The following is a 12,365-nucleotide window of genomic DNA, read 5'->3' as shown; positions in this document are numbered from 1 at the left end:
GTGTCACAACATGACGAGGCGTGGCAGCCAAAAAAGCTGTGGGCTTTTCGTCCTAGTGCCGAAGTGTTGCAAGACTTCCTCGCCAACCTTGTGTGCTTTCGTGATCGTGGGCACAATCCCCTCACCCACAAATATGCGCCAATACGTCGGCGGCATCCATGGCATACATCATGCTTGACTTCGCCGCGAGCTTCCTGGTCATCTGACCGCGAGTAAGGGGAGCCCGGTCCCGCCTAGGGGGATTGGGCTGGGGCTCAGGGGGCATCATCGGTTAGCTAACCAGAACACAAGGAACCACCCATGAAGAACATCCAGAAGGGCTTCACCCTGATTGAATTGATGATCGTGGTTGCGATTATCGCGATCCTCGCCGCCATCGCCATCCCGGCCTATCAGGATTACCTGATTCGTTCTCAGGTTTCGGAAGGTGCCGTACTCTCCGATGGCGCCAAGACGGCCGTGGCAGAGTTCTACAGCAACAAAGGCACCTTCCCGTCGGACAACGCATCCGCCGGCTTGGCACCTGCAGCAAGCATTTCCGGCAAGTATGTCTCGCAAGTCGACGTCGGAACGACTGCGGGCGTCATCCAAGCCACGTTCGGTAATCAGTCCAACGCAAAAATCCAGAGCGGCATTCTGGAATTCTCCGCCATCACGAATGGTGGCAGCATCAGCTGGACTTGCAGGAGCAACAGCAGCAGTAAGATCGATCCCAAGTATCTGCCGACTTCCTGCCGCTGATATTTTTCGACAAGGTTGATCATTGGAAGGGCCGCCATGTGCGGCCCTTCCTCATGTTGGATTCCTGATGCAGAACCGTTTCGCTGCCCCGTTGCTTCTGCTGGCATTGCTGCTTGCGACCCTTGCCGCCTATTGGCCCGGCTTGGAGGGTGGTTTTCTGTTCGACGACTTCGTCAACCTCCCCACTCTCGGCGCCACTGGTGCGATCGACAACTGGCCCACCTTCTGGCGCTATATCACCTCCGGCACCGCAGACCCCACAGGCCGGCCGCTGGCCCTGCTGACCTTTCTGATCGATGCCCGGAACTGGCCTGCCGATCCACTGCCATTCAAACGCACCAATCTGATCCTGCACCTGATCAACGGCGCGCTGCTGTATGCCTTGCTGGACAAGCTAGGTCAGGTGGTAACGTCCGACGTCCGCCGTTCCCGAGCAGCCGCATTGCTTGGTGCCGCGTTATGGCTGCTACATCCCTTGCTTGTTTCGACCACGCTGTACATCGTGCAGCGGGAGGCGATGTTGCCGGCCACCTTCGTGTTGAGCGGCTTGCTGATCTGGCTTCATGCACGCCGGCAGCTGGTCCTTGGCCAATGGCATGAAGGTTTGGTCTGGAGCGTCGTAGGCCTGGGTGTGTTCACCGTACTCGGCGTATTGTCCAAGGCAAATGGCGTCCTTCTGCCGCTCTATGCGGTGGTGATCGAGACGAGCCTGCTCCACTCACGACAGCCCATACCTAGCGTGCGTGGGCAACGTGTACATCGAACGGTAATCTGGTTGCTCGGCATCATTCCGGCAACAGCGATCTGCGTCTATCTGCTTCGCGTTGGTGCCATCGGCATTCTGCATGGAGGTAAAGCGGGCGCACGTCCGTGGACTTACGCGCAACGTCTGCTGACCGAGCCGCGCGTGCTACTGGATTACCTATCACTACTGTGGTTGCCGCGACCGTCCTCCAGCGGCTTGTTCAATGATCAATACGCCGCGTCCACCTCGCTGATCCAACCACTATCCACTTTGCCTGCGCTTCTAGTGGTGTTGGCATTGATCGCTGGCGCCTGGCGGTTTCGGCGACGATATCCTTCGTGGTCGTTGGCGCTGTTGTTTTATTTCGGGGGGCAACTGCTCGAATCTTCATCCATTGCGCTGGAACTGTATTTCGAGCACCGCAATTACGTCCCCGCGTTGTTGATGTTCTGGCCCCTGGGTTTATGGCTCGCAGATACGCGCAAGCTGAAACTGCTCAAACAATCGCTGGCGCTTGCACTGCCGCTGGGTCTGGCGCTGATGACGCATGCTCGCGCGACCGTGTGGGGAAATGCACGGACCCAGGCGTTGGTCTGGGCACAGATCAACCCCGATTCACCGCGTGCGCAAGCGAACGCAGCGCAAATACTGATGCAGTCGGGGCAGCCAGAGGAGGCGGTTCGTCGATTGCAGGCACTGCTGGCAACCAAGCCCGACGAAACTCAACTGGCCTTCAACCTGATCGAGGCGCATTGCCTCACCGGCGGCATCACACAGGCGGATATCGATGCCGCGCGGTTGGCGATGCAGGGCAGCGCGAATACCGGTTCGCTGTTCGCGCATTGGTTCGAGCGCACCCTGCCTGTGGCGACGGCGGGCAGTTGCCCGGGGTTGACTACCAAGGTGCTTCTGGATCTCATCGATGCAGGTTTGCAGAACCCTAAGCTGGCCGGCGCAGGACGTCAGCAGGATCTGATCTATCTACGCGGTACCGTTGCGCTGGCAAGCCACCAGGCGGAAGCAGCGTTGCGGGATTTCATTCGGGCACTCGATCTTCAGGTACGCCCTGCGCTGGCCCTCAAAGGTGCCGCCGCACTCGGTTCAGCCGGCTATCCGAAGCAGGGGCTCAGTCTGCTGGAGCACTACGAGCGGGTCAAAGCGCGCAGGATGCCACCGCGGTTCGGGATGTCCATGCTGCACGAGTGGGTTCTTTCACGTCAGCATTATTGGCCCAACGAAGTGGCTCATTTGCGTCATCAGCTAAACCTCGACGCACGCGCTGCAAACGTCAATACTGGGCCTTCGAACCCTGACCAGAGCGTCACCCGATAATGCGCGCATCCATCCGTCGCCTGCTACCCCACCTGATTTTCGCGACGGCGCTACTGGCCACGATAGCCGTCTACTGGTCCGGCCTGAGCGGCGGGTTCCTGTTCGACGATTACCCCAACATTGTCGAGAACCATGGCGTGCAGCCGTCCGATGCCAGCTTACCTTCATTGGTTCGCGCCGCGCTGTCGTCACCTTCCAGCGAGTTCAAGCGTCCGCTGGCATCGCTGAGTTTTGCCGCCAACTACCTGGCCACGGGACTCGATCCGTACTGGATGAAATTGACCAACCTGGTCATCCATCTGTTGAACGGCTTGTTGGTGTTTTTGCTGGCGCGGACGTTGTTCGCGGCAGTGAGCACGAGCATCGCGGCTGAAGCCGCTCCTGCAGGTGCGGCTCCGAATGGATGGAACGGCCACGCTGGTGTTACGGCGGCGCTGATCGCCGGAGCCTGGATGTTGCTGCCGATCAATCTGACCGCGGTGATTTATGTCGTGCAGCGCATGGAGAGCATGGCCAATCTCTTCGTGTTGCTGGGTCTCATCGGCTATGTCGTCGGGCGTCAGCGATTGTTGGCCGGCAGCGGTGGGCGCGGGTTGCTTCTCTGCCTGGCCAGCCTGTCGATACCTACCGTATTGGGGCTTTTGGCCAAGGAAACCGCGGTGATGCTGCCGCTGTACGCCTTCCTGATCGAGTGGGTCGTGTTTCGTTTTCGCGCACCGCCGACGGCGATCGTCGCGTCATCCGAGATCGCACGCGCCGCTCACGGAAACGGCAAATCCGACCGCCGCATCATCGCCTTGTTCGTCGTGCTGTTGCTGTTGCCCATGGCGATAGGCCTCGCCTGGCTGTTGCCCGGCCTGTTCCATCCGGGTCGTTGGGCCACCCGCGATTTCACCATGGGCACGCGCCTGCTGAGCGAAGCCCGTATCGTGACCGATTACGTGGCATGGACCCTCTTCCCCACCCCGGGCGCGCTGTCGTTCTACCACGACGACTTCCCCATCTCGACCGGCCTGCTGACACCGTGGACCACGCTCATCAGCCTGTTGTTTCTCGTCGGCTTGGTCGTCCTTGTGCTCTGGTTGCGCAAGCGCCAGCCGTTGGTGGCGCTGGGCATTGCACTGTTCCTGGGCTGCCATCTGCTCACCGGTACCGTGTTGCCGCTCGAGCTGATCTACGAACACCGCAACTACTTCGCCAGCTTCGGTCTGCTTCTGGCGATCGTCCCCTATCTCGCCGCCCCGCCTCGCCCTTCTGCGGGAGCGACTTCAGTCGTGGCCGCGCGTGAAGGACATCCCAACCCCTCCCAACCCTTCGCCCTCCCCCGCTACACCTTGCTCGCCGGCTTGATAGTGAGTTGGGCTGCACTCACTGCACTCACGGCGTACGCCTGGGGCAATCCGTTGAGACTCGCCGAAGACCTCGCGTCCCGTGCGCCACAATCGCCGCGCGCGCAATACGAATTGGGCCGCACCTATATCATCTATTCCCACTACAAGCCCGACTCGCCGTTCACCCGGATGGCGTACGCGCCACTGGAAAAAGCCGCCGCCCTGCCCAACTCATCGATCCTGCCGGAACAGGCGCTGATCTTCATGAACGCGCGAATGCACCTTCCCATCAAGGACGCGTGGTGGGACAGCATGATCGCCAAGCTCAAGGCGTCCAAGCCAGGCGTGCAGGACGAAAGTTCGCTGGGTGCCCTCACCGAATGTGCCCGCGAGGGTAGCTGTGAGCTCTCTACCCGACGCATGGTCGAGGCTTTCCTTGCCGCCTTGCATCACCCCCATCCCCGTCCGCGCCTGCTTGCCACCTACGGCGATTACGCGTGGAATGTACTGAAAGACCACGCCCTGGGCGAACGCATGACCGAAGAAGCCGTGAAAGCACAGCCCACCGAGCCGGCCTATCGCATCACCCTGGTGCGCATGCTGGCGGCGCAGGGGCGCGGCAACGAAGCACGCGAGGCTTTGGAACAACTGGAAACATTGAACATCGCCGGGCGGCTGGACGGCAGCATCCAAGGCCTGCGTCGCCTGCCCGGCATGCAGCCGGCCGCGCCAAGCACAGCGCCGTGATCGGGTCGACACGATGATCGCCGACCTGCGCAAGATCTGGACGCTTTTTCCGCCTACCGAACGCCGCAAGGCAGTAGGAATGCTGTTGCTGGTGATGTTGATGGCGCTGGCCGACACCGTCGGCGTACTGTCGATCATGCCGTTCCTGTCGGTGCTTGGCCGACCCGCGGTGATCCAGGAAAACGCGCTGTTGCACGCGCTGTACCAGCAACTGGGTTTCCACCAGCCGCGCGGTTTCATTTTCGCGCTGGGCCTGGCCTCGATCGCGCTCGTGGTGCTGTCCTCGGCGTTCAAGACCGTCACCTTGCACGTACTCAACCGCTTCGTGCACTTCCAGCGCCACTCGCTGAGTGCACGGCTGTTGTCGCGCTATCTGCACCAGCCGTACGAATTTTTCCTGGCCATCAACCCGTCCATTCTCAGCCGCAACGTATTGTCGGAGGTCGACCAGACCGTGCTCGGGCTGATCCAGCCACTGTCGCAACTGGTCGCCCAAGGAGCCATCGTACTCGCCATGGCCGTGCTCATTTTCGTCTACGACCCGTTGACCGCGCTGGTACTGGTGGCGGTGCTGGGGGTGTTGTACGGAAGCATCTATGGCCTGGTGCGCAAGCGCCTTGCCCGCATCGGGCACGAGCGCCAGAGCGCAAACGGCCAGCGCTACCAGGCCTGCAACGAAGCGCTGGCCGGCATCAAGGACGTCAAGATCACGCACTCGGCGGCGGCCTATCAGGACAAATTCAACAATGCATCGCGCCAGTACTCGCGGCATATGGCCACCAGCGAAACCCTGGCCCAGTCGCCGCTGTACCTGGTCGAAGCCACCGGCTACAGCATGTTGATCGTCATTGCCCTGAGCCTGCTGGCAAAGTCCAACGACGTGGCGCACGTGCTGCCCGCGCTGGGCTTGTACGGCTTTGCCGCCTATCGCATGCTGCCGGCCGCGCAGATCATGTACCGGGGTTTTGCCAAACTGCGCTTCACCTCGGCGGCTTTGAACACCTTGCACCACGACCTCTCGCTACCGCAGGAGGCACCGCCGCCCAGCGCGCCACCGCTGGTGCCGAAAAACGAAATTCGCCTGCAGGGCATTCGCTACGCCTATCCCGGCGCGGACGACAAGCCCGTCTTCAACGACTTCGACTTGGTAATTCCCGCCAACACCAGCGTCGGCATCAGCGGTCGCAGTGGCGCGGGCAAGAGCACGCTCATGGACCTGCTATTGGGCTTGCTCAGACCCGAACGCGGCACACTCAGCGTCGACGGCGTCACCATCGACGCCAGCAACATTGCGGCATGGCAACGCGCGATAGGCTACGTACCGCAACATATCTACCTGGCCGACGCCAGCGTGGTGCAGAACATCGCCTTTGGCGTTGAACCCGCCGACATCGACATGGCCGCCGTTGAGCGCGCCGCCCGCGCCGCTCAGATCCACGACTTTATTGTCGGAGAATTGACTCAGGGTTACGAAACACACGTCGGCGACCGCGGCGTGCGACTATCCGGGGGGCAATGCCAGCGTATTGGCATTGCGCGGGCGCTGTACCGCAACCCACCCGTGCTGCTTTTTGATGAAGCCACGAGTGCGCTGGACACAGACACCGAGTCCGCCGTAGCCGAGGCGCTCGGAAATCTTTCTGGTGAAATAACGGTTGTCGCAATCGCGCATAAACGTAGCTCCCTGGAACGCTGTGAGTACGTTATCAAGCTGGAGCAGCGACAATAAATGGTTGCTCACATCCTTGCACCAGCGCCGAATAGTCCTCCCCGCTAAGAGTGACAGATTATGGCTACCTTTCAGATTTCATATGCGAACTTCATCCAACAAAAGCTCCGCCGAATCCTCATCAAAATGGGCGAAGCAAAATTGAAAGAACGCGACGCCACTTTCTTCGTTCGAACAAACGACGACATTGGCTCGCAAATACAAGCGGGTATCACATACGAACAACCGGTCCTTGAAATTATTGCGTCAATCATAAAATCTCGTTTATGCCCGGACGCGATTGCGTTCGACGTCGGCTCCAATATAGGGAATCATGCCATAAGGTTATCCAAATTATTCAAACGCGTCTATTCCTTTGAGCCAAATTTATCCTCCTATTACGCGCAGCTGGCCAATATTACTGCTAATCATATAGGTAACATAAATGTTTACAATTTCGGCCTTTCAGACAAGGCAGAAATAGCGGAAATGCGAATTCCGAGAGAGGATAATATAGGGACAGCAAGATTCAGCCTCCACAACGAAACTCACACTCTCGATCCATTGCATGACAAGGAACAAAAAAGCATCAGCTTACCCCCAGCAAAATTAGTTGTAGGTGACGCATTCATCTCCGAGTCGAAGCTAGCGAATGAGAACATTAATTTCGTAAAAGTAGATGTAGAAGGGATGGAACTGAACGTTCTAGGAGGCTTACATGAGTGCCTCCTTTCGCAGCACCCAGTGATCTGTCTTGAAGCCTTATCATCAGCCTTTGCCGACAAGATCATTCGCTACCTCGAATCACTTGGATATACGCATTTTAGTTCGATTGCTTCAACGAAGCTAAGATTAAGAAGCCTTGCCCATGCTACCGATCTGCTCCGAGCAAAGAAAGTCTATTACCTAAAGAAATACACGCAATACGCAGGCGCAAATTACCGCATGATCTTCGCCTCGATCATTGATTTGACCGAAGGGGATAAGGAGAAAGAGCCGGCTTAAGCCATCTATTAACTAGCCATCAGAGCAAGCAGGGCGCCAAGCAATGAAATCTTAGCCAGCGCTACCCAGCACTTTTGAGCACGTCAAAAGCAACTAACAAATGACCGATCAAATAGCAGCACAAGCCCCACCGTTCAACGCCGCACCAAAGCCTAGGGTGATTATCTATGCGCCACGCCTACTCCCGTGGTCACAAACATTCATCCGAGCACAAGCTCTCGCACTGAGAGATTGGAAACCAATTTTGGCTGGAGAAAAACTGGAACCCAAAGGGTTGCCCTTGAATTCTCTGGAACACACGACGCTTACGCCAACCGAAGCAGGTAACCTGAATCGGTGGATGTACGTGACGTGTCGTCTGGCTCGTGTCGCTCACCCACCCTCCGTAAGGGCCCTTCGGGCTCTTCAAGCCTCACTATTTCACACACATTTCGGTACTGCGGCTGTTGATGTCTGGCCACTGGTAAAGGCGCTGAAGCTACCCATGCTAATTACCCTGCATGGCGCCGATATCAATACACATCGGGGCTGGTGGGAGTCGGGACGTGGCGGATGGCGACGCCGACGTTATCCAGCACAATTGATAGAACTTTCCCAACACAAAAGAGTGCACTTCATCGCGGTATCGCAAGCCATTCAACGGCGAGCTATTGAATTCGGCATACCCAAGGACAAGGTAACGCTTTCGTATATCGGAGTTGACACGAGCTTTTTCGTCCCCAGCGGACCACCAATCACAGAGCGAAAGAACCGAATCCTCTTCGTTGGAAGACTCGTACCAAATAAAGGGTTAACAACGTTATTTGATGCCATCGCTCGTGTCAAAAAATATGTGCCAAATACGGAGCTCCTTGTTCTTGGAGATGGACCCCAGCGTGCGCAGCTTGAGTCGCTATCGGCCTCCATGAAGGTCGATGCGAAATTCTTGGGGGTAGCTTCCGATGCGGAGGTTCAAGCGCAAATGGGTTTCGCGAAGATTCTTTGTCAACCAAGCGAAACAATTGAAAATGGTGAATCTGAAGCGCTTGGCATTGCAATATTAGAGGCACAAAGTTGTGGCCTCCCGGTCATTTCATCGGCGAGAGGCGGAGCGACTGAAGGCATCATACCGGGGGTCACTGGCTTCAGTTTCGAGGAGCGCGATGCGGAAGCGTTGGCACAGAGAATATTGATGCTATTTTCAAACCAAGAGATTTTACAGTCGGCATCTAACTCTGCAATAAGGTTTGCGCAGGAGAAATTCAACATAAGCACGTGCACTAAGACACTTGAGTCCATTTATGAGCAGGTGTCACAGCGACTCTAGGTTACCGCGTGAGAGCAAGCACCTCAAACCGTACCCTACCATAAGGCGACGTGTTATTTATATCGTCAACTCCAGAACAGGTAATTTCAGTTGCGCGATAGCTGAACTCGGATAAGGCGCTTGAAATGATATTAAAGAGAACGAAGATTAACAGAAATTTCGTGTACTGATATCTATGACAAAACCATTTTTCCCACGCGCAAAACGTCATCTTGCGATATTTCTTCCATCACTCAATGGCGGTGGCGCGGAGGCGGTTTTGCTTGCTTTAGCCAAGTGCTTCTCTGAAATGGGGATTCGCTGCGACCTCATTGTCGCACGCTCAAAAGGGGAGCTCATTGACAAGGCTCCACGGTCAGTGCGGCTGATAAAACTCAAGCATGACGGCACCGCCGGCTGCTCCCTTGAACTAGCAAGGTATTTACGACGGGAGCAACCGGACGCAGTACTTTCTAGTATTTTTAAAGCAAATGTACGAGCGCTCCTCGCCAGAATTATCGCGAGATCCCACGCTCGAATAGTCATCCGCGAGTCGAACCCCATAGAACACGATACTTGGTCTCCCAATATCTGGAGAAAATATTTTGACCGAGCGGTGGTTTCGATGTTGTACCCAACTGCTCATGCTGCCATTTGTGTATCAGACGACGTGCGAAAGAGCTTAAGTGCGCTAAAGTTTGTCCCTCAGTCAAAGCAAGTCATAATCAGGAATCCAATTATAGACTGCGTAGCTCAAGGAGATGCAATAGTTGATAAGTCCCGCCCCATAATTTTGGCTTGCGGTAGACTGGAAAGCCAGAAGGATCATGCGACCTTGCTGCGCGCATTCGCGCGAGTCAGACGTTCGCGGAATGTGCAGCTCGTCTTGCTGGGGAGCGGTTCTCTTAAGGGCGAACTTGTTCAACAAGCTGAAGAGTTAGGCGTTGTTGGCGACGTTCAATTCAGAGGCTTTGTCTCGAATCCTTTCGACTACATGCTCCAAGCAAACGTGTTCGTACATACATCGCGGTACGAAGGTTGCAGCAACGTATTGCTTCAGGCGCTGGCTGCCAAGTGCCCTATCGTTGCGACGGATTGTCACGGTGGCGTTGGCGAGATGCTTGCGGGCGGCAGATATGGAGTTTTAGTTCCTGTGGGGGACGATAGGTCCATAGCAAAAGCCATCATACGGATATTAGATGGAGAGGCACGTCCCGTGGCTGAAGATGACTATCTCGGGGAATTCGATATAGATCGGATTGCCGTGAAATACTTATCCGTTCTCTTTGATTAAGGTCGGCCCCGAACTTATGTGTTTTTATGAACGGCCGTTGCTAACGTATCTAAAATTCCGTTACTTTTCGCTTCCTCGCCCCGCGCTCTACTTGTCAATATTTAGGCACGGTCATCGCAGAGCGGCTTGATGCATGCAGATTCACTCCTTTGATGTGTTCGATACCTGCATCACCAGGACGTTCGCGCATCCGCGCGACCTCTTCCATGCGTTGGGCCTACAGCTTGCACCGGCGGCGCTGGACTTGAGGGCACGAGCTCGGTTTGCAGCGCGGTTCCAACGACGGCGCATCTTTGCAGAGAAGGCGGCGTGCCGTATCGCCGGGAGTACCGACGTGGTGCCTCTCGAGCGCATCTATACGTATTTCCGCCCCCTTCCCGGGCTTTCCATCGCTCCGGTTGGGCTTGTCAGGGCGGAAATAGAGATCGAGCGGCGTAACCTGTACCCGATTCCGCACGCCTGTGCCCGCATTGCGAAATTACGCGCTGCCGGACACCGCATTATTTTCATTTCCGACACGTACCTTCCCGGGGCGGTGCTGGAACCGCTGTTGCGGGAGTTCGGGATCATGGGTGATGGTGATCGGCTGTACGTATCGTGCGATGCCGGGTGCAACAAACGAAGCGGTGAGCTATTCAGACATGTATTGCGGCAGGAAGGCCTTGCGCCGTCGGAGCTCATCCACCACGGTGACAATGCGCAAAGCGACGTGCGCGTGCCAGGCAAGATCGGTATCGATGCGCGTCATCTCACAAAGGGATCACTTCGCGGCTTGGAAGAGCGCGTTGCCAGCAAGAGAACGTGGCGACAACTGCCACGACCGACGAGCGAGTCGTTCCTGGCCGGCTTTGCGCGCCGCATCCGGCTGCACGCCGACATCGAAGGCGAGCCGTTGCCGGATGCCCTCACTAGTATCCAGTGCACGGTAGTGGTTCCGCTGTTGCTGGCATATGTCACGTGGCTGTTGGCGCATGCGCGCCAAGAGGGAATTGAACGCCTCTATTTCGTGGCCCGCGATGGGCATGTGTTGCTCCGCATAGCGCGCGAACTGGCCGGCGATAGTGAACGTCCGGAGTTGTATTACTTGTACGGCTCGCGGCGCGCGTGGATGCTGCCATCCTGGCCTTGGGGTGATTTAACTCTCGACCGCACCATTGTTCTGGCTGGCCAACGTTCCACGCCCGTACAAATCCTGCAGCGACTAAACCTGGACGACGATTGCGTGCGTGACGTGTTGCGCGCCATGGCCATGCCCGAAAGCGACTGGCAACGGCCGTTGTCGCGAGACGCCTGTGTCACCTTCATGCGGAAGTTGCGCAGCAATGCGGATGCACGCGCGTTGGTAGACGACGCTGCGGGACGTGCCCGAAAAGATGCTTTAGCTTACTTCGCTCAGCAAGGGGTGCTGGGTTCTCGCTCGTGGGCACTTGTGGACTCAGGCTGGGGATTGAATGCACAGGCGGCGTTGAAGCGCGTGCTGTCTGGTGCAGCAGTTAGCGCACCCGTGCAGGGCATTTACCTTGCGCTCGTTCGCGATCACCTCAACCAGGTCCAGGCCGGTCTGGCAACTACGTTTGCGGCCCCAGCAGGACGCTTGCTGGCGAGCCGCACGCATCTCATGGACCATGTCTTTTTCCCGGCGCCACACGCCTCCACTCGGGGTTACACGCGACATGGCAGCACAATGCAGCCCATCTTCGACGAAGCGACACGCTCACCGGGCCAGTTGGCCTACGCCAACCAATTGGATCAGCTTGCCGTATCTGCGGCTCGTCTGCTGGCGGGGGACGCGGTTCTTCGCGCGGCTTTCGAGACCCACACACCTACCATCGTTGCGACCGCAGAACGGTTCATCAGCAAGCCAGATCGGGAGTCGGTGACCGCCTTGGCGCAGTTCCATGTGCAAGCGGACGTGCGCGAGCGGCGCGATCTCCGGGAACCACTATGCCGACCGCTTCACGCTCGCGACATCTTGCGCTTTTGCAAAGGTATCGTTTCGGCGAAGCAACGTTTCGAGGCTGTCCCGCTTCGCTGGCTCGAAGGCTCGACGGTGATTTCTGCCCGCTGGATACGCTGGCCCATGACCATGGCACTGGGCGCCGCGCACCTTCACCGCCGATGGCTTTCTCGCGCGCGCTCATGAGCACGGCGCACGCAACGAAATCGCCAAAGCCGTT

General features: G+C 57.4%; 8 protein-coding genes. All 8 read left to right on the top strand.

Annotation, left to right across the window (positions count from 1 at the left end):
* Positions 1-300 precede the first annotated feature (300 nt).
* The 8 genes from ABD017_RS13365 to ABD017_RS13330 all read left to right on the top strand — a co-directional run bounded on the left by ABD017_RS13365 (position 301) and on the right by ABD017_RS13330 (position 12,331).
* On the top strand, positions 301-741 hold the full coding sequence (locus ABD017_RS13365) for a pilin (protein WP_343883283.1): 441 nt from the start codon (positions 301-303) through the stop codon (positions 739-741).
* Between the two features lie 67 nt (positions 742-808).
* A complete protein-coding gene (locus ABD017_RS13360) occupies positions 809-2,818 on the top strand; it encodes a tetratricopeptide repeat protein (protein ID WP_343883282.1) in 2,010 nt (669 codons plus the stop codon).
* A complete protein-coding gene (locus ABD017_RS13355; RefSeq protein WP_343883281.1) occupies positions 2,818-4,896 on the top strand; it encodes a hypothetical protein in 2,079 nt (692 codons plus the stop codon). Before ABD017_RS13360 ends, ABD017_RS13355 begins: the two co-directional genes overlap by 1 nt.
* Before the next feature lie 13 nt (positions 4,897-4,909).
* Positions 4,910-6,625: an ATP-binding cassette domain-containing protein gene (locus ABD017_RS13350; protein ID WP_343883280.1), complete on the top strand. Its 1,716-nt coding sequence runs from the start codon at positions 4,910-4,912 to the stop codon at positions 6,623-6,625.
* Between the two features lie 60 nt (positions 6,626-6,685).
* Positions 6,686-7,609, top strand: coding sequence for an FkbM family methyltransferase (locus tag ABD017_RS13345; protein ID WP_343883279.1), 924 nt, complete (start codon positions 6,686-6,688; stop codon positions 7,607-7,609).
* Between the two features lie 100 nt (positions 7,610-7,709).
* On the top strand, positions 7,710-8,915 hold the full coding sequence (locus ABD017_RS13340) for a glycosyltransferase (protein ID WP_343883278.1): 1,206 nt from the start codon (positions 7,710-7,712) through the stop codon (positions 8,913-8,915).
* 175 nt (positions 8,916-9,090) lie between these two features.
* Positions 9,091-10,188 carry a glycosyltransferase gene (locus ABD017_RS13335; RefSeq protein ID WP_343883277.1) on the top strand — a complete coding sequence of 366 codons (1,098 nt, stop codon included), beginning with the start codon at positions 9,091-9,093 and terminating at the stop codon, positions 10,186-10,188.
* A gap of 133 nt (positions 10,189-10,321) precedes the next feature.
* Positions 10,322-12,331 carry an HAD family hydrolase gene (locus tag ABD017_RS13330; protein ID WP_343883276.1) on the top strand — a complete coding sequence of 670 codons (2,010 nt, stop codon included), beginning with the start codon at positions 10,322-10,324 and terminating at the stop codon, positions 12,329-12,331.
* The last annotated feature ends 34 nt before the right edge of the window (positions 12,332-12,365 follow it).

This window comes from Rhodanobacter caeni (assembly GCF_039523575.1).
Lineage (GTDB): Bacteria > Pseudomonadota > Gammaproteobacteria > Xanthomonadales > Rhodanobacteraceae > Rhodanobacter > Rhodanobacter caeni.
Note: the sequence above shows the minus strand (reverse complement) of the source record. Positions and strands in the feature narration are given on the sequence as shown.